Here is a 24,002-nt window from a genome sequence, read left to right as displayed (position 1 = left end):
AAACCAGCTGTAAAGACAGACCTTCCTTGGATATGCAAGGGAGGTTTTTGTTTAATGATATATATAAAGCAGGGCGGTGACATGGGGAAGCTGGCTTGAATTTTTTGCTAATTTTAGGCAAAGACTTGCACCAGAGCGCGGGTTCTGTAGTATAATTGGTAAAAAACTGCCTTTTCGGCGCTTAAGGAGGCGGATGACGATGAGAAAAAGGGTACTTTCCCAGGAGATCAGGTATGGCAAGCAGGATGTGAACGAGCTTGAAAGCGCTTCTATTAAAGTGCGCAATATCTATGACAAAGCGATTGAAATGCTGAAGCGTAATTTGCCGGAGTCGATGTGGGAGTTTTACGCAATTCAAAGGCCCGCTCAAGAGTCGCTTTCTGCAGGCGGAGAAATCAGCAGTCCCGTGTTCCAAAAATGGATTCAGAGCCCGGCCGGCTGGAAATGTATCGGCTGCGAGCGTCATTACGTCGAAAGTCTTGCATCCGTAAACGAAAAGAAAGAGCCCGACAAACGAGAGTATATATTCCATAACGGCCGTTTTCAGAGCATGCTCCTGCAGGTGATGATCTGGTCACAGTTCGAAGAAATTTCGATGTTTCACCCCTTTCTGGGCGACGCCCCTTTTTATAACGAAGAAGAGATGGACGTCATCTCCACATACTTCGTTCCTACCTATGTCAGTTCACACCCTTTCCAGCAATCCGGCAAACCCTTCAAAAGGCATGATATGCGCGTTCCTGTGTATCAAGAGTTCATTTCCGCTCCCCCTTTGCTCGTTCATCTGGACGGCGAGGTTCTTGAAGGTACCTGGATGACGGGAGTGTACGTGGACCGGGGCAATTTTTTGGGACTGGGACCATATTTGAAAAATACGGATGGCAGCAGAAACTTCATGCAGGCGCTCATTAACTGAGAATTTTCGCAAAAAAAGGATCACCTTGTCGATAACTCATGTAAGCCTATGGTAAAATAGAGATCTCAGGACGAGATTCTCTATTTTTTTGGATAGAAGCACGCAAACACAATAACGACGATAATGTTTCCTCGTTTGGAGTTAACTTCAGCTAAAGCTGACCTGCTATGGACGAATGAATGTCGTGGACGTTTTTTCTGCCGGGCAGAAGCCAGGCCATAAATAACTGAAGGTGGTGTTAGGATGGGGAAAAGGACAAAGAAAGCAATCGCATGGATGATCGCCGCAACATTCGTACTCGCAGGCTGCAATGGCGACAAGACCAAGGAGGCTTCGGCTCAGGTCAATGCGGGAGACGTTTCTCCCATATTGATTTCGAAAGAGGACGATTTCTTCTCTGACGATATTATCCGTGATCTTGAAAAATATTTGCACCAGGGCAAAACCATTCGCGAAGGCCTTGAAAACAGTCAAATCGTCACTTTTTCTGAAAATGGATCCATTCATTCGATCAGCCAGGTGTCGCTTTCCTCCGCGTTCACATGGGGACTTGAGCTCAATAAGAAAAAGCTTGGAACGGACAAGCTGGATACGGTATTGAAGGAGAACGACGAGATCGGCATATCGATTGAACCGACGGATCCGCAGATGACAGACGAAAACCTGAAGTACACCGTCTTGAAGCTAAACGGAGGAACCATTCAGCCGGGATTGACGCATACGTATATTCTTCCCTTTGCCGAAAATGAAAGCGTTCGCGATATATTGATCCATACGGATTTCATTGAGCTGTCCATGAACAAGCGATATATCGAATTGGTGAAGGGCTACAGTCCTAAATCGATCGAGAAGTGGGTCATTAAAGTGAACGGCAAGGAGCTCGTGGAGAATGGTCTGGATATGAAGCTTGCGCCGCGGGACGAAGTGGAGATCAGGCTGGAGAGATCCTGATTACCATGACAGGGATGCTGAAATATATACAATTGAACCAAAGAATGGACATATTCCTTTCGAATATTGTAACCATTGGAAGGGGAAATGCGGGGGGAGCTTTGGTTCAATTATATAAATTTGACAATTATAGTGAAAAAATTCACAATTAATGTGAATGAAATCACAATTAAAATTTTAACGATCCGCTATAATAAAGCCATCCAATACGAAATCAGCGCTTGAATAAATGAAACCTGAAACAATCGCAGATGGTGCTGCAACTTTGGGAGGAGGCTTTCATGATGAAAGCGGACAGAGAGAAACTGGTCGTCATCGGAAACGGGATGGCCGGCATCAGTACGGTAGAGCAAATTTTGAAGCTAAGCGGAGCCTACGACATTACGGTATTCGGCAGCGAGCCGCATCCCAATTACAACCGGATTATGCTTTCCTATGTGCTGGAGGGCAGCAAGACGATAGAGGATATTATTCTGAACGACCTGAGCTGGTATGAGGATCATGGGATTAAGCTGTATACCGATACCACGGTCGCTCGAATCGATAGCACGAATAAACAGGTTATTACCGAGAACGGGGCTTCCGTGCCCTATGACAAAGTTATAATTGCCACTGGCTCGAGTCCGCTCATCCTGCCTGTACCGGGCTGTGACAAGCAGGGCGTGGTGGGCTTTAGAAATATCGAGGACTGCAATCAGATGATCGAGGCGGCACAACGTTTCAGCAAAGCTGCTGTCATCGGAGGAGGACTACTCGGCCTCGAAGCTGCCAAAGGGCTTGTCAGTCTGGGCATGGAGGTCACCGTGGTTCACCTGATGGAGGATTTGATGGAGCGGCAGCTGGATCATCAAGCGGCCTCGATGCTAAAAGCCGAACTTGAACGGCAGGGAATCCAGTTTGCGATGGGTAAAAAGACCACCGAGCTGCTGGGCGGCGACCGCGTCGAAGGCCTGCGTTTTAGTGATGGTACGGAGCTTGCCTGCGATTTCGTCGTCATGGCTGCCGGAATCAAGCCGAATACAAACGTCGCCAAGGCCAGCGGCATCGCCGTGAACAGAGGCATCATTGTCGATGATTACATGAGAACCTCGATGCATCATGTGTATGCAGTAGGCGAATGCAATGAACATCGCGGCGTTTGCTATGGACTTGTAGCTCCTCTGTTCGAACAGGGAAACGTTCTGGCGAAGCATATATGCGGCGTCACAACCCAGCCTTATGAAGGCTCGGTCGTATCCACCAAATTGAAAATATCGGGCGTCGACGTCTTTTCTGCCGGTGATTTCATTGAGGGACCCTCGCACACGGTCATCGCATCGCAGAATGATTGGAAGCGTACCTACAAGAAAATACTGCTGCAGGACGGCAACATTACCGGTGCCGTATTGTTCGGGGATGTTACCGAAGCGGCTCCACTGCAAAAACTGGTCAAAGAACATGCACTGATGACAGATGAGATTTATAACGAGATTATGGGTGGCGGCTGCTGTGGAAGCGGAGGCGGTGCGAAAAAGGCCCTATCCGTTGAAACGATGGCTAGTGAGGAAATCGTATGCGGGTGTAACGGGGTTACAAAGCAAATGATCGTTGAAGCGATCACCGAGCAGGGTTTGACGACGGTGGATGAAATCAAGGCGTGTACCGGAGCTACCCGTTCCTGCGGAGGCTGCAAACCGGTTGTCGAGCAAATTCTGCAGTATGTGCTCGGAGACGGCTTCCAGTCGGAAAGCAAGCAGGGGATATGCGGATGCACGAAGCTGAGCCGTGACGAAATTGTGGCGGAGATCCGTGCGAAAGGATTAAAAACGACGCGGGAAGTTATGCATGTTCTGGAATGGAGCAATCCCGAGGGCTGCTCGAAGTGCCGTCCTGCGCTGAATTATTATCTGGGAATGATTTATCCCGCAGAGCATGAGGACGAGAAAGCATCGCGCTTTGTCAATGAACGGCTGCATGCCAACATTCAAAAGGATGGTACTTATACGGTTGTGCCCCGGATGTATGGAGGCGTCACGACACCTGAGGATTTGAAGCGGATAGCTGATGTATCCCTGAAATATGACGTGAAGGTAGTCAAAGTTACGGGCGGACAGCGTCTGGATCTGATCGGCGTCAAAAAAGAGGATCTGCCGAAGGTATGGGAAGAGCTGGATATGCCGTCGGGCTATGCTTACGCGAAATCGCTCCGTACGGTTAAAACCTGTGTTGGTTCCCAATTCTGCCGATTCGGTACACAGGATTCGATGGGGATGGGGGCTCAGCTGGAACGCAAGTTCGAGCGGCTCGACTTCCCTGCGAAATTCAAAATGGCCGTCAATGGCTGCCCGCGCAACTGTGCCGAATCGTGCACGAAGGATATCGGCATTGTAGGAAACGACGGTGGCTGGGAGATCTTTGTTGGAGGAAACGGCGGCATCAAGCCACGGATCGCCGATTCGTTCTGCAAGGTGAAGACCGATCAGGAGCTTATGGACATCTGCGCGGCGGTCATTCAGCTGTACCGCGAAACGGGCAAGTATCTGGAACGCACATCGGAATGGGTCGAAAGAATGGGACTGGAATCGATTCAAAAGGCTGTTTTGGAAGACGAAGAACAGCGTAACCAGCTGATTGAACGCGTTGAATTTGCGCTTCAGCAGGTTGAAGAGCCATGGAGCAAGGTGCTGGAACGTCCCGAGACACGCCGTGTGCTGTACGAAGAAGTATAAGCTGCAAATCAGGGATGAGCTACAAATCTAAAGGCAAGCATGATATGAAGGGAGGCCGAGGCGGCATGAACGAGACGCTAACATATTTTCCGGCGGGAAATCTGGAGGATTACTATGAACAAATAGGCCGCGTCGTGGAAATTGAGGGACAGGAGATCGCGGTGTTTCGAACGAGCAGTGGAGAAATGTATGCGCTGGACAACCACAGCCCGCACCCTAAGGGAGGACCGCTGGCTGAAGGAATCGTATCCGGACATTATCTCTACGATCCGCTGTATGACTGGAAAATCGATTTGAAAGACGGTCGTGTGCAAGCCCCGGATCATGGTCAGGTGAGAACGCGCTCCGTGCTCGTCAAGGACGGGACGGTCAGCATCGGTATCTAGCCTGCCACTGCTTCAGCAAGTTCAGTTTACGGATTTCATTACTGATGAGAGCTTCTTAACGGAAAAGGTAAGCCACGAAGAAATGGCGGCTCAGGACTTCACCGGGGCCGTTATTTCTTTTTGGTATTTGTTTGCTCCTTATCAAGTGCAACTTGCAATAGGGTATGTTCAAGCCCTGCCCCCCCGTTGTAAAATATGGGTGGACAGGAGTGTATGGATATGATCATGAATGAGAAAATCAAAGCCAAAGAAGTGGAATTGACCGGCTTGAACGGGGAAGATTTGGGGACGATGCCCACCTCGGAAGCATTAGCCATGGCCAGAAAGTTGAAGGTAGACCTGGTATGCACATCCTTGATGAGCAGTCCGCCGCCGTGCAAGCTGATCGGAGCGGGCGACGCCAAAAAAGAGAAGCAGCAGGCCAAGGCCTCTGAACGTGCGATGAAAGTGAAGGAAATCCGGCTGACCCCTCAGATCGAGGATCATGACTATGAGACCAAGCGGAGACAGGCCGAAAAAATATTGGAGTCCGGGGATGCGGTAAAGCTTGTCGTCCGGATCAAAGGCAAGGAAGGAACGGCAGCCAAAGAGCTGCTGGAGCGCCTGATCAAGGAACTGAACCATGCGGGAACCCGAACCTCGGGGATTCAGCTCAGCGGCAAACAGGCTGCAGTACAGTTAAATCCGTAAAGCTGTATCTTATGTAGAGTGTCGATTGAATCGACCGGGAACAGGAAGCAGCATCTCTATCATCGATTAGGAAGGATTCGTTCTTACGTGAGCTTAACCAAAAAAACGAAAAAAGTTGCCTGGAGTGCCGGATCTGTACTGGTCCTGCTGATTGTGCTGATGATTCCCGTGCCCTATTACCTGTATCAGCCAGGGGATGTCGAGCCGCTCTCACCGGTTATTACCGTGGAGAACGGGCATAAATCTGAGAAAGGGAACTTCTATTTGACGACGGTGTCCACGATCAAAACGTCTCATTTATACTATTTGATCTATGGATGGCTTGCGCCGAATACGCAAATTCGCAAAGAAAAAAGCGTCAGCGGCAACCTTACGGAATCCGAATACAACTTTCTTCTCAAGCACATGATGACCACATCCCAGCAAAATGCCGTGATCGCCGGCCTGCGGATGGCGGGTGAGGTGGTGCCTGTTCAGAATAAGGGCATCTTCGTGACGAATGTGCTTCCCGCATCGAGCGCAAAGGGGAAAATCGCGGTGGGAGATATCATCACCGAAATCGATGGATTTCCGATGAAAAAGTCTTCGGAGGTGATCGCTTACCTGAGCGCCAAAAAGGCTGGTGACCGGGTGAATATCGTGTTCATGCACGAAGGCAAGCGGAAGGAAATGACCTTTGAGTTAACGGTGATCAATGACAAGGGGAAGGTCGGACTCGGCATTCAGCCGGAGGATGAATACACCATTTACCCGCCGCGACAGGTCAGAATTGATACCCGGGAAATCGGGGGGCCTTCGGCGGGCTTGATGTTCTCTTTGGAAATATTCAATCAAATGGTACCGGAAGATTTGACGAAGGGCTATCAGATCGCAGGCACCGGTACGATCGACCAGGAGGGGAATGTCGGGCAGATCGGCGGCATACGCGACAAAATCGTGGCGGCTCATGAAGGAAAAGTGGATATTTTCTTCTGTCCGGCCGACGTCCTGCCAGGGGATGACAATACGAAGGATATTATGGACGAAGCCAATAAGAGGAATTATTCCATCACAATCGTACCTGTTCGCAATATGAAGGATGCGCTCGACTATTTGAAGCAGCTTCAGCCGAAATCGTAAATCCAAAAGGGGTGCCCGTGGTCGATTGACCTGTTCGGGCACCCCTTTTTCAATGCGTTATTTAAGATCCTTCCAGCCGTCAAAATCATGAATGGCTATGCCGACATATGACGGATTGGTTTTGGCCATTTCATGAAGCAGGGTGAGCTGCTCGTTCATATAGGCAGCGCCTTCTTCATAGAAGGTCAAAAAGTCGCCTTCGTTGCTGGGCTTCGTTTCAACAGATGCAAAAGCTTTCTTGCCAAGAGCCGTCGCATCTTCAAGTTCCTTCTTCGCAATGCTGTTGATGGCTGCTGCCGTATCGCGGTACGACATGATCGTTACAGAATCGTATTGGCTGATCATATAACGGCTTAACGTCGTCTTGCCGTCGGCAGCGAAGTAATTGCCGAGCCAGAACGGGATGTCCGCGGAAACCGGGAGTTGAAGCTTGTCTGCTTCCTGAACCAGATACGCGACATTGCTCTGCCATTCCCTGATCACCCCGGCTTGGTCGCTTTTCCAACGGGGCAGGACGTGAGGCTCAATATCGACATGGAGTCCGCCGAACTTCTCTACATTGGAAGCCGCATTCTGGTAAGCTTGGACCCAGTTTATAAACTTGGTGATCCGGTAGCGCTCGGTCTCAAGTCCCCACTGCGGAGCGCCGTCCAGCGCCTCCACCCGAATGCCGCGTGCGCTTGATTCTTTGATGAAGCTTTTATAGTAAGACACCGGTATATCGATGTTCACCTGCAAGTATACGAGATTGACCTGATTTTGGTTCAGAAATGTCAACACCTCTTGAGGATTGCTGCGGATTCTCTCCGTGTTCCACAGCCAGGTGGCTTTCTGGTAGTAGCCTTGGGCTTTTGCTTCATACGGGGACAGTAGTCCTGTTCCGGATAAAATTACGCTGCAAAAAACCACAATCAAACCTAAGCGGGTTATCAACTTTGTTGCCATGATGGTTACACTCCTTATTGACTTCTATAGGCATATGATTCTTATTGCCCTTTTGTATAGGGGAAAACAGACTTCAGACCTTGGATGCAGGCGGCAGCTGGGATTGAATGTGGTTCTTATCGGGTAGAATCCAGACCTCCTTGTTTGAGCAGTCTTCGGATCGCTTTATAGGTATAATAGGAAGAACTGCGCAACTTGATGAGACTTTAGAAATGTTTATATCATAATAATCGGTTCTTTTATCCGTAATATCCATAGGTCTAAAGTCTGTATTATTGGGATTTTTGGTCGTTTCGATGACGTTTATAGGTCGAATGAGGGGTGAAAAGAGGAAAAATTAAGATGTTATTCATTTCAGGAAATCCATGGGTATTATTGCGCATAAAAAAACCTCCGTTTCCTTTCGGTTCGGGAGGTTTTATGAGCTGTCGGCCATGAGAAACAGGCTGTGTCCGCGGCACTCAGATTCTGCAGATCTCATTCGGGCACATTTCGCAATGGCAGATGTCCTGGAGCATTCCGAGGTCCTTAATGACAATCATGCCGTTCTCGTATTCGACTGCATCCTTCTTGCGGAGGTCGCTGAGCATGCGGTTGACGCTCTCACGTGTTGCTCCAATCATATTCGAGAGGTCGGTATGGGTGATTTTTTTATGGATAAGAATCGTATCCCCGTGCTTTTCACCATAGGTATTGCCTAGACGGATAAGGGTCGAGCAGAGCGCGCCGGGCTTGCCGTACATCATCAGGTCGCGGAATTTGGTTTGGGTCAGGCGGTGATGGATACCCATCCATTTCATGAAGTCGATCGCAAAGTCACAGTGCTGGCAGATCAGAACCTCGAGGTCTTTTTGATCGATGACACCGATTTCGCTTTCCTCCAGAACTTCCGCCGTAAAGCTGTGTTTGCTGCTGAAGAAAGGATCGGCTTGACCAACCATGTCTCCCGTTTGATACATATACAAGATCAGTTCTTTGCCTTCGTCTGTCGACTTGGTCAATTTAATGCGGCCGCGCTTGACATAGAACAGCTTGTCGGAAACATCGCCTTCCCAAAATAGATGGGATCCCTCAGGTACGATCCGTTCCTTCATAAGGACCATGAGGCGGTCCAGGTTCTGATCCGAAAAGCAGCTTGTATTCCCACGGGCTTCGATAACATTCAGTTGGTTGCTCATACTCGTTATCCCCTTTGTATCTTCAATTTTCAATAAATTTTAAACTAATTATAACCTGAAAGGATCCGCTTTTGGGGGGAGAAAAGCCCATAAAAGTGTCGAAATTCCGACATTGTGATAATTTTCACTTTAAAAGGGGGTGCTCGAACGTTTGACCTAAAGAATGGAAAAGCTCATCGTCTGAATTCCCGGATGGGAATCAAAGAGAAGCAAGGATAAACTTTAATTCATGGTATGTCATTTTATTAATTAATCCATCAGACGAACAGAAAACAGAATCTGGAATGTAAGCGTTTGAAAACGGAGATTGAAAACATTCAAACTTTGTGAAAATTTTCACTTTAAATCTTTTCATGATTGTGTTATGATCAAGTCGAGAGAGAGATAAAACCAAAATTTACCTGAGAGGATGATAGACCATGGCTGTAAAAAATGATGTTGTTGCCGATAAAAAACAGCAGTCAGCCGAAGAGTACATCCAGACCCTGATCAACAAAGCGAACAAGGCCCAGGAAAAATTTATGAGCATGACCCAGGAGCAGATCGATGACATTGTACAGGCAATGGCGCTGGCAGGCCTCGACAAGCACATGTACCTGGCGAAGCTCGCTGTCGAAGAAACGGGAAGAGGCATTTACGAAGACAAGATCACCAAGAACATGTTCTCCACGGAATACATTTACCACAGCATCAAATATGAAAAGACCGTAGGCGTCATAGAAGATAATCCTTATGAAAGCTATCAGAAAATAGCTGAACCGGTCGGTATTATCATGGGAATCACGCCCGTGACCAACCCGACTTCCACAACGATGTTCAAAGCACTGATTTCGATTAAAACACGTAATCCTATTATTTTTGGCTTTCATCCTTCCGCGCAGCAATGCAGCAGAGAGGCAGCAAAGACACTGCTCGAAGCGGCTGTCAAGCACGGGGCTCCTGCGGATTGCATTCAGTGGATCGATGAGCCGAGCATGGAGAAAACCAACTTACTGATGAACCATCCCGATGTGGCGCTGATACTGGCGACAGGCGGATCGGGCATGGTGCGCGCTGCCTACAGCTGCGGCAAGCCAGCCCTGGGCGTAGGACCGGGCAACGTTCCTTGCTTCATCGAGAAATCTGCGGACATTGATCAGGCAGTGACGGATTTGATTTTGTCGAAATCGTTCGACAACGGCATGATCTGCGCATCGGAGCAGGCAGTCATTATCGAGGAACCGATCTTTGATCAGGTCAGAAAGAAAATGATTGCGAACGGCTGTTATTTCGTGAACAAGGACGAAGCGGCGAAGTTGACGGCAGGAGCCATCAATACGGAAAAATGTGCGGTGAATCCGGCAATCGTTGGCCAATCGGCCGTGAAGATTGCGGAGATGTGCGGGTTCAGCGTTCCAGCCGGAACCAAGATTCTCGTCGCCGAAATCGAGGGCGTGGGCATGAAGTATCCGCTGTCGGCGGAAAAGCTGAGTCCGGTGCTGGCATGCTACAAAGTAAAGAATGCGGCAGATGGTATCGAGCGGGCTGCAGAAGTGGTGGCATTCGGCGGAATGGGCCACTCGTCGGTCATCCATTCGCATGATGAGGAGGTCATCTCGAAATTCGCCGACCGTCTGCAGACGGGGCGTATCATCGTCAACTCGCCTTCGACGCACGGCGCGATCGGTGACATCTATAACACGAACCTGCCGTCGCTGACCCTCGGATGCGGCTCGTACGGCCGGAACTCGACCTCGTCGAACGTAACCGCAGTCAATCTCATCAACGTGAAAAGGGTGGCTCGCCGTACCGTGAATATGCAGTGGTTCAAGGTGCCTGACAAGATTTATTTCGAAAAAGGATCGACGCAGTATCTGGCCAAAATGCCGGATATCAGCCGCGTAGCGATCATTACGGACGCCATGATGGTCAAACTGGGATATGTGGAGAGAGTCGAGCACTATCTCCGTCAGCGCCAGTCGCCAGTGGTTATCGAGGTCTTCTCGGACGTTGAGCCCGATCCATCGACCACAACGGTGGACAGAGGTACGGAAATGATGAACCGGTTCCAGCCGGACTGCATTATCGCACTCGGCGGAGGTTCGCCGATGGACGCCGCGAAAGCAATGTGGTTGTTCTACGAATATCCGGATACCGATTTCGAAAACCTGAAGCAAAAATTCATGGATATCCGTAAACGGATCTACAAATATCCGCGTCTCGGCCAAAAAGCGAAGTTCGTGGCGATTCCAACGACTTCGGGTACCGGTTCGGAAGTCACTTCGTTTGCTGTTATCACGGATAAAAACCAGGGTAATACAAAGTATCCGCTTGCGGATTACGAATTGACGCCAGACGTGGCGATCGTGGATCCGGAATTCGTCTACACGCTTCCGAAAACCGCAGTGGCCGATACCGGCATGGACGTGCTGACGCATGCGATTGAAGCGTATGTATCGGTAATGGCCAGCGATTACACGGATGGCCTGGCAATCAAGGCTATCCAGCTCGTATTCCAGTACCTGGAACAATCGGCGCTGACCGGCGATCCATATGCCCGCGAGAAAATGCATAATGCATCGACACTCGCCGGCATGGCATTCGCGAACGCGTTCCTCGGCATTAACCATAGTCTCGCGCACAAATGGGGTGGGGAATACCATACGGCGCACGGACGCACCAACGCGATCCTGATGCCGCATGTCATTCGTTACAATGCGAAGAAACCGACGAAGTTCGCTTCGTTCCCTAAGTATTCGCATTTTATCGCTGATGAGCGCTATGCGGAAATCGCCCGCATATTGGGACTGCCAGCACGCACAACGGAAGAAGGCGTAGACAGCCTCATTCAGGCGATCCGCAATCTGAATAAGGTGCTCGGGATTGAGGAGTCGTTCCAGGAGCTTGGCTTCGATGCTAAAGACTTTGAAGCTCGCGTCGATTATTTGGCGGACCGCGCGTTCGAAGACCAATGCACGACGGCGAATCCGAAGCTGCCGCTTGTAACCGAGCTCGCCGATGTTTACCGGAATGCCTTTTACGGACGTTTCGATAAATAGCAAATAAGAAAACGATGGCTGCTGTGACAAATATCACCGGTAAAGTGATATTTGTCACAGTGATTTTCAGAAAAATCTTGTAAACTAAAAATGTATTAAGGACACCGCATACGAAGCGAAGATGCACAATGGCGCATAAAGAAGGGCATACACTAAGCCATAGTTGTGAAAAAAGTCACAATACTTTAGTCCTAACAGCGGAATCATGCGGGTTCAAGAGACATGGGATTTCCTTCAAGCTCATGGTCTCTATTAAATAAAAAGATGGAGGGATTCAGATGTCGGTGCTTGAAAAAGAAATGCAAAACATGCAATCCGGTTGGAAAGGGTTTAAAACGGGGAAATGGACGAGAAAGGTAAACGTGAACGACTTTATCGAAAGCAATATCCGTCCATACGAAGGCGCCGAGGAATTCTTGGCTGGCCCAACCCACAACACGACAGAACTATGGAAAATCGTTTCGGAGTTGACCAAGAAAGAACGGGATCAGGGCGGCGTGCTTGATGTGGATGTGAATACGCCTTCGACCATTACCTCGCATCAGCCGGGTTACCTGGACAAAGACAAAGAGCAAATCGTCGGCGTGCAGACCGATGCGCCTTTCAAACGTTCCATCCAGCCTTTCGGCGGCATTCGCATGATGATTGATGCATGCAAGGCATACGGCTTTGAGCTTCCGGAAGAAATGATCAAAATTTTTACGGACATTCGCAAGACGCATAACCAAGGCGTATTCGACGCATATACAACCGACATGCGCGCCGCGCGCAAAGCGGGCATCATCACGGGTCTTCCCGATGCTTACGGCCGCGGTCGCATCATAGGGGATTATCGCCGCGTATCGCTTTATGGCATAGATTTTCTCGTGCAGGAGAAAAAACAGGAACTGATGGAGCTTGAGGTCGATGTCATTGATGAAGATGTCATTCGTCTGCGCGAAGAGCTGTCTGAGCAAATCCGCGCGCTGGGCGAACTGAAGCAAATGGCTGCGATGCATGGATATGACATTTCCAAGCCGGCACAAAATGCCAAGGAAGCATTCCAGTGGCTTTACTTCGGATACCTGGCAGCAATTAAGGAACAGAACGGCGCCGCCATGTCGCTTGGACGCGTATCTTCGTTCCTGGATATTTATATTGAACGTGATTTGGCGGAAGGCACGCTGACAGAGGAACAGGCACAAGAGCTCGTGGACCATTTCGTTATGAAGCTCCGGATCGTTAAATTCTTGCGTACGCCGGACTATAACGAGCTGTTCAGCGGCGATCCAACCTGGGTGACGGAATCGATCGGCGGGATGTCTTCGAACGGTCAAACCCGTGTAACGAAGAACAGCTTCCGCTTCCTGCATACCTTGTACAACTTGGGACCTGCACCGGAGCCGAACCTGACCGTTCTCTGGTCCGAACAGCTTCCGGAAGCCTTCAAGAAATACTGCTCGAAAGTATCGATCGAGACCAGCTCGATCCAATACGAAAATGACGACCTGATGCGTCCGATTTACGGGGACGATTATGGCATCGCCTGCTGCGTGTCGGCGATGAAGATCGGCAAGCAAATGCAGTTCTTCGGTGCCCGTGCGAACCTTGCCAAATGTTTGCTGTATGCCATTAACGGCGGGGTAGACGAAAAGCTGGGAGCCCAAGTAGGTCCCGAGTATCCTGCCATCACAGCCGAGGTGCTGGAATACGACGAGGTTCTCAAACGCTTCAAACCGATGATGGAATGGCTCGCCAAGCTGTATATGAATACGCTGAATGTTATCCACTACATGCATGATAAGTATTCGTACGAACGCATCGAGATGGCTTTGCATGACCGCGACATTCTGCGGACGATGGCCTGCGGCATTGCCGGCTTGTCGGTTGCGGCCGATTCGCTCAGTGCGATCAAATACGCCAAAGTCAAACCGATCCGCAATGAAAAAGGCATCGCCGTCGATTTTGAAATCGAAGGGGAATACCCTTGCTACGGCAACAACGATGATCGCGTAGACAGCATTGCCGTCGAGCTTGTCGAAACCTTCATGAGCATGATCCGCAAGCATAAGGCATACCGCAACGCGCTGCCGACCCAATCGATTCTGACGATTACTTCGAATGTGGTCTACGGCAAGAAGACGGGCACGACGCCGGATGGACGCAAAGCGGGCGAACCGTTCGCTCCAGGTGCGAACCCTATGCACGGACGAGACAAGAAAGGTGCACTTGCATCGTTGAACTCGGTTGCCAAGCTTCCTTACGAGGACAGCCTGGATGGCATTTCGAACACTTTCTCGATCGTTCCGAAGGCGCTGGGCAAGGAGCCGGAAGTACGCAAAGCGAATCTGGTGGCTATGCTGGACGGATATTTCGGCAGCAAGGCGCATCACCTCAACGTGAACGTATTCGACCGGGAACAGCTGATCGACGCGATGGACCATCCGGAGAATTATCCGCAGCTGACGATCCGTGTATCGGGATATGCGGTGAACTTCGTGAAGCTGACCCGCGAACAGCAGCTGGATGTCATCAACCGCACATTCCACGGTTCGATGTAATAACATAAATGGAATCCAGAAAGGGAAATCATTTTTCCTAAACTCCAGTTCATTGTAAACAGCCAAGGGTAATGATCATAAACTGGAAATTTTAGAACTGTTTATTAATTATTCAAAAGAGAAGCGGATGCGGAAAGGGTGACTTCAAATGATCAAGGGACATATCCATTCCATGGAGACCTTTGGAACAGTAGACGGACCGGGCATCCGCTTTGTCCTTTTTATGCAAGGCTGCTTGCTGAAGTGCCAGTATTGCCATAACCCCGACACCTGGACACTTCATGAGGGCAAAGAGATGACGGTCGAGGAAGTGCTTGCCGAAATTGAGCCTTACTTGAATTACTACCGCTCTTCCGGTGGTGGACTTACCGTTTCGGGCGGGGAACCGACGCTGCAATCCCATTTTGTTGCGGAGCTGTTCCAGGAAGCCAAGAAACGCTGGAACCTGCATACGACGCTTGACAGCAACGGCTTTAATGAAGCGGAACGAATTCATCAGCTGCTGGATGTGACGGATTTAGTGCTTCTGGATCTGAAGCATATCGATGACGAAAAGCATATCAAGCTGACAGGCAAGTCCAATGAGCGAACGCTTCGTACGGCGCAGTGGTTGTCGGAGCATGGACGCAAAATGTGGATCCGCCATGTGTACGTTCCAGGAATCCATGACCAGGAAGAGGATCTGGTGAATCTCGGCAGATTTATCGGAACCTTGAACGGGGTGGAAAAATTCGAGATTCTTCCCTATCACCAAATGGGTATTTACAAATGGGAGGCGCTTGGCAAAGAATATCCGTTAATGGGTGTTCCGAGTCCTTCCGAAGAAGAAGTGCAGCGGGCGTACCGTTTAATTGAAGAAGGCCGCAAGCAAACTGCGGCGCTGGCATAATCATAAAGAGCTCTTTTCCCCTTCGGGATCAGGGCTCTTTTTTGTGTTGCAGATGTTTTTTTGGCGATGGAGTAGAGAATTTTATCCCCTATTTAGCAGATTATTGCACTAACGATGGTGTATACTCATTCTTATAATAAGAAGTGTAAGATGTTTCGAGGGGGATCAACAATGAAGATAAAGAGAAGTTTGATTCTTTTGATGTCGTTCATGATGGTATCTTCAATCTTGTTGTCAGCCTGTGAAAACAATCAAACGAATGTAAACGCATCCAATGGATCGAAGGCCAAAGGAACGGAATCTCCAAAGGCGGAGCCCTTTGAGCTGACGCTGCGCCACACTCAGGTTGGCAAAGATAAAGAGAAAAGGTTTGCCATCTTGAACGATGTGGTGAAAAAGGTCGAAAGCGAAGTGGACGGCCTTACCTTCAGATTGGACAGCGTGGATTCGGACGTGAACCGAAAGGAGAAGCTTCGCGGCGAGATGGCGGCAGGCAATCCTCCGGATATTTTCGACCTGTTCGGCAGCCCGGATTCCAAGATATACGCCAAGGAGGGCAAGCTGCTGGATCTGACACCGATTATCGAAGAGCTGGGCATCAAAGACAAATTCTCTTCTCTTGAACCATTTACTTATCAGGGAAAGGTGTACGGACTTCCGATCGGCGGGTCGGCCGAAGGTTTCTTCTATAACAAGGACTATTTTGACAAAAAAGGTTGGAAGCCGCCTACCACCTTCGAAGAGCTCGAAGAGATGATGGCTGAGATCAAAGCCGACGGGAGAGTTCCGCTGGCAGCAGCTTCCAAAGACGGATGGGTGCCGTTAATGCTTACCAATCACCTATGGTCACGGTATGCAGGGCCGGACGTTACGGCCAAGTTTGCGACAGGGGAGGCAAAATGGACGGATCCGAATGTCGTCAAAGCGTTCTCGAAGCATCAGGAATGGGAGAACAAGGGCTATTTCAAAAAGGGTGAGCTTGGTTACGAGTACCCGGAGTATACCACCCAATTTACGTCAGGAACCGCGATCCTGATGTATGACGGGACGTGGAAGTCTTCCGTATTCAAGAAGTACGAATCCGGAGCGGGCATGGTCGGCAAGGTAGGCTTCTTCAATCTGCCTCCGATCAAGGAGGGCATCGGCGATCAAACTTCATTGATGTTCAACGTTAACAACGGTTACGGCTTCTCGTCAGCGGTAGCCAAAGATCCCCGGAAGCTGGCGGCCGTGAAGTCTTTTATCAAGAATATGTTTAACGAAGACATGCAAATCCGCGGGCTTGTCGAAGACGGCGTACTGCCGGCCATGAAAATGGATGTTTCGGTGCTCGCATCCAGTCTGAACGATACGTTGATGAAGGAGATCGTGGATGTGCTGGAGCATGCGGATACGAAATTCGCGGCTTTCGACTCGCTCGTGCAGACGGACGTGACCTCCGAAATCAGCAATATGCAAATCCAGAAGCTTGTCAGCAACCAGACGACGCCGATCAAGATGGGGGAAGCATTGCAAAGGGTGCAGGAAGAGGCTAACGCTCAGGACAAGGCGAACGCGGTAACCCCGTAATATCATGAATCCGAATTCAAACCCGCCCCAAAATGCCGCAGCAGGCGTTACAGGATAAAGATTGGAAGAGTGCCCATGAACTTGCGCAACAAATTATTTACGGCATTTGTAGTATTGATCATTGTTCCTCTATGCATATTGGGCGTTGTCACGTATATCGTTTCATCGCATTCGATTGAAGAGAAATACAGCCGGCAGACGGAGTATTCCCTCAAGGCGATCAGTTACAGCATCGGTACCGTCCTGAAGCAGATGGACAACGTCACGGACAACGGGATTGCGACGTCGGTATTCCACATGGCTTTGGCCGCCAAGGATCCGACGAAGCAGGATCTGAATGCGGAACAGCTCAGCCTGAACAACAGCCAGCGCAATTTCAGAAGCCTGCTCTATAATCATCCGGCCATCAGCTACGCATTTCTCTACAACTTGAATGGTACGGGCAAATCGAGCATTGTTTCCATTTTTACGAAGGAAAATTTTACGACGCTGCCCTTCGAGGATTTCAAAAACCAACCGCTCTACAAAGAAGTGATGGATCTTAATGGGGTTCCGAAATGGATTGCACCTCATGAATATCCCGAGCTGACCGGAACGGAACCAGTATTCACGCAAATACGCCTGATTAAGGAAGTCAGCTATTTCAAAAATATCGGCATCCTGGTCGTACAAATCAAAAACTGGGATATTGAATCCATCTTCCGCAACTTGTCCCCATCCCAGAGCATGCAATCCACCGATTTTCTGCTCGTCAACGATGATGGCTTAATTCTGTATGATCCGAATAAAAAGATTGAAGGGCAGCAGCTCAGCTCGGTGATGAAGAAGCAGGTGAAGTTCGGCAACGGTTACCAGAGCTTCAAAACAGACTTTAATGAGGAGAAAAGCATCGTTTCCATTTATCATCTTCAGGATTATTCCTGGAATCTGGTATCCGTCACGTCATGGAAATCCCTCTCCAAAGAAACGCTTGTATTCGCCCAGTGGTTTATCGGCATTACCCTGCTATGCCTGTTAGCGGCCATCACCTTCAACATGGTGTTCATGAGAAGGATCACCGGCTCCATTGCGGTCATTGTCCGGTTCATGAGAAAAGTGGAGGGCGGAGACTTCAACGTCAGGGTCGAAGACCGCGGGAAGGATGAACTGCACATTCTGGCCAAGGGCTTCAACGATCTGGTGGACCAGATCAACAGCCTGTTCAAGCAGATTAACACGAAACAGAAGCAGAAGACCCAAGCGGAGCTGCGCGTGCTTCAGGCACAGATCAAACCGCATTTTCTGTTTAATACGCTTGAATCCATCAATGTCCTTGCCATCCAAAACGAAGGCGTCAAGGTCAGTGAAATGGTCCACCGGCTGGGAAGCATACTTCGGATCAGCATTCAGGATAAGGAAGAGATTCCGCTTGATCAGGAAATCGAGCATCTGCAGAGCTATCTTGAGATTCAGAAGTTCCGTTTCGATGACCTTTTTGATTACGAAATCGATGTTTCCCAGGAAATGAGGAGAAGGAGCGTCCTTAAGCTCACCCTTCAGCCGCTAGTGGAGAACTGCATCCAGCATGGATTCGAAGGCATTTCATACACGGGACACATTCATATTTCCTGCTGGTCGGAGCATGGGCGGATATTCCTGCAGGTTCAGGACAACGGAATCGGCATGGACCCGCAGCAGCTGATGAAATTCGAGTATATGAAAACGGATAGGGAAGACGGAGAAGACCGAAAGGACCAGGTACGGCATCTATATGAGGAACGGAGGGGACTCGGCGTGAGAAGCGTCGCTGATCGGATCCGTATCCATTACGGGGAAAATTACGGGCTTTTCATCTGTTCTTCGCGCCTGACCGGTACGATCATACAATGCGTCTTTCCGGATGCAGAATGGAGGGAATCCGAATGATTCTAAAAGTGCTGCTGGTTGATGATGAGGCCCCGATTCTGAATAATCTGAAAAGCATTATTCCATGGAAGGACATGAATATGCAGGTGATGACCGCAAGGAGCGGGCAGGAAGCTTTGAGCCTTTTTGAGATTCATAACCCGGACATCATACTGTGCGATATTCGCATGCCCGTCATGGATGGCTTAACCTTGGTGAGCGAGCTTAGATCAAGAGGATCGCAGGCAGAAATCATTTTGCTGACGGGTTACCAGGAATTCGAATATGCGAGGGCGGGGATCAAATACAAAGTTCGAGACTATATATGCAAACCGATCCACTACAAGGAGCTTGAGAACAATATCCGAGCCATCGGCGAGCAGATCATCCATAACCGTCTCAAAGACCCTTTCCAGCAGACGGTATCCAGAATCCAGGAGAATGAGAGCGATCCTGCCGTAAGGAAAAACCCGCAACAGCTCATGAGCGAGGCCGTGGGATATATCGCCGACAAGCTCGACAACGACCTTGGCATCGAAGAGCTTGCCAATCATTTGGGGATCAGTTGCAGTTATTTCAGCCTGCTGTTCAAGAACCACCTGGGCATGACTTTCGTGGAATATGTCACTTCCAAACGGATAGAGGCAGCCAAATATTTGCTTGTTCACAGCGAAAAGAGCATTACGCAAATCGGCGCCGGCATCGGCTATCATGAGAGAAGGTATTTCACGAAGGTGTTCCAGCGATATACGGGCATGACCCCGTCCGAATTCCGTGACCAGGCCAAGAACATCCCTGTCGTATGAAATGACGACCACCGCTTGATTAAAATTGATTTTGATGCCCGGGACGATGCGGAAGAGTGCTGAACTTTGGCGGTTTGCATTCCCCCGAACGATAAATAAAAGGATGTGTAGCTATGGATATTTCTAAACTCACACTCGACCAAAAAATAGGCCAAATGTTTATTTGCGGATTCCACTCTCTCGTACCGGATGATCAAATCCGTACACTGATCGAGGAGTACCACTTGGGTGGGGTGATCTATTTCCGCCGCAATATTGACGAGCTGGAGCAAGTGGCAAGCCTGTCTGCTTCGTTGCAGCATTTAGCTGCGGTTAACGGAAGTCTGCCGCTATGGATAGCTATTGACCAGGAGGGCGGCATGGTAGCCCGAATCGATCATAAGAAAATGAGCCGGATTCCTGGCAACATGTCGCTAGGGGCAACGGACAATCCCGAATACAGCTATCAGGTTTCTTTAATCAGTGCGGAGGAAATGGGCAAGCTTGGCATCAACATGAATTTTGCCCCGTGCCTGGATGTGAACAATAATCCGCTTAATCCGGTGATCGGTGTCAGATCCTTTGGAGAGAACCCGGATAAGGTGTCAGAGCATGGCGCAGCCGTCATCCGGGCATTTCAGGAAAAGGGCATTTCCGCGGCCGCCAAGCATTTTCCCGGCCATGGGGATACGAATGTGGACAGTCATATGGGGCTGGCTACGGTGGAGCATGACGTGGAACGGCTGCAAAGCGTGGAGCTGAAGCCGTTCATAAAAGCGATTCAGGAGCAGGTGGACGTCATCATGACAGCCCATGTGATTTTCCCGGCCATCGAGCGAGAGCCGATTCCGGCGACCTTGTCGAGAGCCGTCTTGACCGGACTGCTGCGGGAAGATTTGGGTTACGAAGGATTGATCGTGACGGATTGCCTTGAAATGCATGCGATTGCCAAGTTCTTCGGCATTGGAGAGGGGGCAGTAAAAGCGATTGAGGCTGGTGCGGACGTAGTCCTTGTGAGCCACACGCTTGCTGACCAGATCGAAGCCCTTGACGCGGTCAAGCAGGCGGTACGAAGCGGCCGAATCAGTGAACGAACGATTGATCATGCGGTGGAACGCATTTTGACGCTCAAGCAAAAACGTATTGCCGAGCGTCCGGCAGCTGACGGTTCTGCCGTTTTCGCGGAAAGGCATGAAAAGCCTGAAGTGGATCGCCTGCTGCAGGAAGTTGCGCGCAAGAGTATTACCCTCGTCAAAGACCAAGGTCAACTCCCGCTGGATCCGAACGGCGAGGTTCTGGTCGTATGGCCGGAAGTTCGATCCGAAACACAAGTGGATGAGCCGTGGACCGAGGTTGTGACTTTGGGCGACGCGCTCGCCCGTCACATGGAGAAGGTGAAGGAAATCCGGATCAGCGCCGAACCGGATGGGGCGGAGATCGAGAAGGTAATTCATGCGGCGGCTTCCTGCGCGCAGATTGTTATGGCAACCTATACCGCCGGCAGCACCCTTCCCGTAGGCCAGCGTCAGTTGGCGGAACGGCTGCTTGACCTAGGCTGCGGGAAGCTGGTGGTGGCGTCTACGCGCAACCCTTACGATCTTAACGATATTCCAGGGATACCGGCTTACCTGTGCTGCTATGAGAACACGCCTTATTTTATGGAAGCGCTGGCCTCCATCCTGACGGGACAAATCCATGCGGAAGGCAAGCTTCCGGTTAGCCTTGAAGAGCCCAACACGGCTTACGCCAATTAACAAAATTCAACTTTTTTTGATCGGTTTTACGCACATTGCAGGGACGGAAGATTCCTTCAACGGGGGATTCTTCCGTTTTTCGTTTTTGAAAGATGACAAAGAGCAACTTTTTAGCAAAATTTGCGTCTAATACTATGTCTATTTGAGGGCGAGATACAAAAATGGAATCAAAAGGAGTCTGTACATGAATTTCAAAAGATTAACGATGATTGCTGTGTTAGCTGCAGCTCAGACCGCGCTTGTCATTCCGGCCGCAGGTGCTGAAGGCTCAGTTCAGCCTGAGACCGTTCAGGGCATCAGCGTGAATGCGGTCAACAGTGCGGAAAGTACGAATTCGCAATCGGGCAGCACAGCAGGAGTTGCTGGCAATTCCACCAGCGGAGACACGGTAAAAGGAACCACTGGGGACGGCCAGACCATCACAGGGGGAAACAACGGAACAAACGATGCAGCAGGTACGGATAACTCCGGTACGACAGGGGAGCCGGACAAAGCGACGCCTGAGAACGGTAATCCAGGTACGACAGACGGTACAGGCACAGCGGGCGAAGGCACGAGCGTTGAAGGTGAGAATGGCCCAACCGGAACGACGCCTGGAACGTCTACGGAGACGACGCCTGGAACGACAACCGGTGAAACCGGCGGAACCGCAACACCTCAAGGTATTGCAGCACCAGCTGGAGCAAATCAGCTCGTTCTGATGATGAACAGCAACAAAATGTACCAGGACGGCAAGCTTTATCTGGCCGGCCAGCCTATGGCGGTTAAAAACGGAGTCTCTTATGTAGCCATCCGGGCTATGGTAGAACGCGTAGGCCTGAAGCTGACTTATGACGGTAAAACGAAAGAAACCATCATTATCAAGGACGGTAAGGAGCTGCGCTTCAAAACCAACAGCAGCGTGTATCGCGTCAACGGTGAATCCAAGCCGATGAAAGGACCTTCTTACCAGCAAAAAAACACATTCATGGTTCCTCTGACTTCGATTACTCAAGCGCTGAACATTCCGTACACGGTAGATCAGGCCAACAAGAGAGTTATCCTCTCGTTATCGACAAAACCTGTAGCCGCTTTTACGGTTCAGCCTTCTGAAATATTCGCAGGTGAAACGAATGTCAGCTATACGACGCAATCGAAGACCTCGAACGGTCTGCAGATTGTGGATGAGCGTTGGGAAGGCAAACAGGATATTTTTGAAGAAGTCGGAACTCATACCATAACGCATTATGTGCAGGATTCAAGCGGTCAATGGAGTGATCCCTACACCGTTACCATCAATGTGCTGAAGCCGAATGAACCGCCTGTGGCTAATTTCACGACGGACAAAGAAGAGTACAAAATGGGTGAGATGATTACCATCACCGACCAGAGTACCGATGATGAGAATGCGATCGTCGACCGTCAATGGTTAAATGACCATAAGGCATTCTTTAAGCCGGGCCCTGTTACCATCCGTTTGATGGTTACAGACAAGCATGGCGCAGTCGGCGAATTCCAAAAGACGATTACGATTACGAATGAAACGCTCTACACCGAGGATGAGTTCAACAAATTGTTCACTTCGGTTGGAGACAAATATACCTTTGACGGCACGAAAGTGCCAACCTGGAAAACGATGGATTTCACGTTCACGTCCGAGCCGGCAACACTGATCCGCAGCAACAGCCCTGAAACGGTATATTCCGAAGGACTGCTGTACAGAGAAACGGCCCTGGGAAGCACGCGTTTCATGCTTCACCATCTCAATTCCACGGGCAAGAACATGAAGCTGTACGTCATTGCGACGAACACGTATACGGATAGACCAGCCCAAATTACGTTCCAGAACTTTGGAATTGGCGGTCCGAACCCGTATCCGGAATTGACGGGCAAAACATCGCTTGAGCGCTATTTCCAATCGATGCAAAACCGGTCTGCCGAGCAGGTCGTCAACCTGGCTCCAGGCGAGAGCAAAGTCATCATGACGGATGTCAATAAGACCAAAATGAAGCAGGGGGACACGATTTCCGCACTGGCAGATGCTTTCAGTGATTATCCGGTCCAGTACAGCGTCATCCTGATCGACGAGAACAAGGATCCGCTTCAATCCCTGCCATTCCTTCCGGCGCTCGATCGTGACGTGCATAACCGCGGCACCTATCCGGATTCGGTCCGCTTGATCCGCTACGACGAACCTGTCGGAACCGTACCGGCACGGATGGTTCTGGGCGACAACAAGGCAGACCCGAACCTGAAAGGATTGGACGGCATATACGGAACCGAGGCTTCGAATGCGGGCAACTTTGGTGTGTTGTACAAAGTGACGTTGAGCCGTGTAGCGCCTCACAGCCTGATTACGTTGAACCCTCGCGGCGGCTTGTATAACGGTGTTGTTACCGTAAACGGGCAAGTCGTACAGGTAGCAAACAAGGCGGCCGTAAGCGCGCCGAACGAAAACAGCGTGCTGTACCGCACAGGCAATTACGAGGAGAGCGTGGAAATTATGTACACGCCATCGCCGGGAAGCAATTTGCCGATCAATTTGCTTGTCATGCCGATGCCGCAGATGAAATAGATTCATCTCCGGACCTCAATACTATAGACAGCAGGCCCAACATCCGGATCTCGATGTTGGGCCTGCTGTTTTGTGATTTGCAGAGATGATGCTTCG

16 protein-coding genes are annotated in these 24,002 nt (G+C 50.0%); 14 read left to right on the top strand and 2 right to left on the bottom strand.

Going from position 1 to position 24,002, the window contains the following annotated elements; all coding sequences use genetic code 11:
- Positions 1 to 199: 199 nt before the first annotated feature.
- The 6 genes from ACTHPM_RS09400 to ACTHPM_RS09375 all read left to right on the top strand — a co-directional run bounded on the left by ACTHPM_RS09400 (position 200) and on the right by ACTHPM_RS09375 (position 6,770).
- Positions 200 to 916: a hypothetical protein gene (locus ACTHPM_RS09400; RefSeq protein WP_440394911.1), complete on the top strand. Its 717-nt coding sequence runs from the start codon at positions 200 to 202 to the stop codon at positions 914 to 916.
- A 243-nt stretch (positions 917 to 1,159) separates the two neighbouring features.
- Entirely contained in the window at positions 1,160 to 1,867 is a 708-nt protein-coding gene (locus tag ACTHPM_RS09395; RefSeq protein WP_440394910.1) for a hypothetical protein, read from the top strand.
- 284 nt (positions 1,868 to 2,151) lie between these two features.
- A complete protein-coding gene (gene nirB, locus ACTHPM_RS09390; RefSeq protein ID WP_440394909.1) occupies positions 2,152 to 4,575 on the top strand; it encodes a nitrite reductase large subunit NirB in 2,424 nt (807 codons plus the stop codon).
- A 65-nt stretch (positions 4,576 to 4,640) separates the two neighbouring features.
- Entirely contained in the window at positions 4,641 to 4,961 is a 321-nt protein-coding gene (nirD, locus tag ACTHPM_RS09385) for a nitrite reductase small subunit NirD (protein ID WP_440394908.1), read from the top strand.
- Between the two features lie 219 nt (positions 4,962 to 5,180).
- On the top strand, positions 5,181 to 5,651 hold the full coding sequence (infC, locus tag ACTHPM_RS09380; RefSeq protein WP_440394907.1) for a translation initiation factor IF-3: 471 nt from the start codon (positions 5,181 to 5,183) through the stop codon (positions 5,649 to 5,651).
- 87 nt (positions 5,652 to 5,738) lie between these two features.
- Positions 5,739 to 6,770, top strand: a complete 1,032-nt coding sequence (locus ACTHPM_RS09375; protein ID WP_440394906.1) for a SepM family pheromone-processing serine protease — start codon at positions 5,739 to 5,741, stop codon at positions 6,768 to 6,770.
- 57 nt (positions 6,771 to 6,827) lie between these two features.
- Here ACTHPM_RS09375 and ACTHPM_RS09370 read toward each other — a convergent pair whose 3' ends face one another.
- Positions 6,828 to 7,715 (bottom strand): hypothetical protein, encoded by an 888-nt coding sequence (locus tag ACTHPM_RS09370; protein ID WP_440394905.1) that lies wholly within the window; start codon positions 7,713 to 7,715, stop codon positions 6,828 to 6,830.
- Between the two features lie 461 nt (positions 7,716 to 8,176).
- Positions 8,177 to 8,893 carry a Crp/Fnr family transcriptional regulator gene (locus ACTHPM_RS09365; RefSeq protein WP_440394904.1) on the bottom strand — a complete coding sequence of 239 codons (717 nt, stop codon included), beginning with the start codon at positions 8,891 to 8,893 and terminating at the stop codon, positions 8,177 to 8,179.
- A gap of 419 nt (positions 8,894 to 9,312) precedes the next feature.
- Between ACTHPM_RS09365 and adhE the strand changes: the two genes are divergently transcribed.
- The 8 genes from adhE to ACTHPM_RS09325 all read left to right on the top strand — a co-directional run bounded on the left by adhE (position 9,313) and on the right by ACTHPM_RS09325 (position 23,906).
- Entirely contained in the window at positions 9,313 to 11,931 is a 2,619-nt protein-coding gene (gene adhE / locus ACTHPM_RS09360; protein ID WP_440394903.1) for a bifunctional acetaldehyde-CoA/alcohol dehydrogenase, read from the top strand.
- A gap of 278 nt (positions 11,932 to 12,209) precedes the next feature.
- The gene (pflB, locus tag ACTHPM_RS09355) at positions 12,210 to 14,471 is read left to right on the top strand and encodes a formate C-acetyltransferase (protein WP_440394902.1); all 2,262 of its coding nucleotides are present in this window, start codon (positions 12,210 to 12,212) and stop codon (positions 14,469 to 14,471) included.
- Positions 14,472 to 14,619: 148 nt separating this feature from the next.
- The gene (pflA, locus tag ACTHPM_RS09350) at positions 14,620 to 15,360 is read left to right on the top strand and encodes a pyruvate formate-lyase-activating protein (protein ID WP_440394901.1); all 741 of its coding nucleotides are present in this window, start codon (positions 14,620 to 14,622) and stop codon (positions 15,358 to 15,360) included.
- Between the two features lie 210 nt (positions 15,361 to 15,570).
- On the top strand, positions 15,571 to 16,929 hold the full coding sequence (locus ACTHPM_RS09345; RefSeq protein WP_440421518.1) for an extracellular solute-binding protein: 1,359 nt from the start codon (positions 15,571 to 15,573) through the stop codon (positions 16,927 to 16,929).
- 75 nt (positions 16,930 to 17,004) lie between these two features.
- On the top strand, positions 17,005 to 18,834 hold the full coding sequence (locus ACTHPM_RS09340) for a cache domain-containing sensor histidine kinase (RefSeq protein ID WP_440394899.1): 1,830 nt from the start codon (positions 17,005 to 17,007) through the stop codon (positions 18,832 to 18,834).
- Positions 18,831 to 19,619 carry a response regulator transcription factor gene (locus ACTHPM_RS09335; protein ID WP_440394898.1) on the top strand — a complete coding sequence of 263 codons (789 nt, stop codon included), beginning with the start codon at positions 18,831 to 18,833 and terminating at the stop codon, positions 19,617 to 19,619. The genes ACTHPM_RS09340 and ACTHPM_RS09335 overlap by 4 nt, the downstream gene beginning before the upstream one ends.
- Positions 19,620 to 19,732: 113 nt before the next feature.
- On the top strand, positions 19,733 to 21,352 hold the full coding sequence (gene nagZ, locus ACTHPM_RS09330; protein WP_440394897.1) for a beta-N-acetylhexosaminidase: 1,620 nt from the start codon (positions 19,733 to 19,735) through the stop codon (positions 21,350 to 21,352).
- 184 nt (positions 21,353 to 21,536) lie between these two features.
- Complete coding sequence (locus tag ACTHPM_RS09325) at positions 21,537 to 23,906, top strand: stalk domain-containing protein (RefSeq protein WP_440394896.1); 2,370 nt, start codon at positions 21,537 to 21,539, stop codon at positions 23,904 to 23,906.
- Positions 23,907 to 24,002 lie beyond the last annotated feature (96 nt).

This window comes from Paenibacillus sp. SAFN-054 (assembly GCF_051966755.1).
Taxonomy (GTDB): Bacteria; Bacillota; Bacilli; order Paenibacillales; family Paenibacillaceae; genus Paenibacillus_AQ.
Note: the sequence above shows the minus strand (reverse complement) of the source record. Positions and strands in the feature narration are given on the sequence as shown.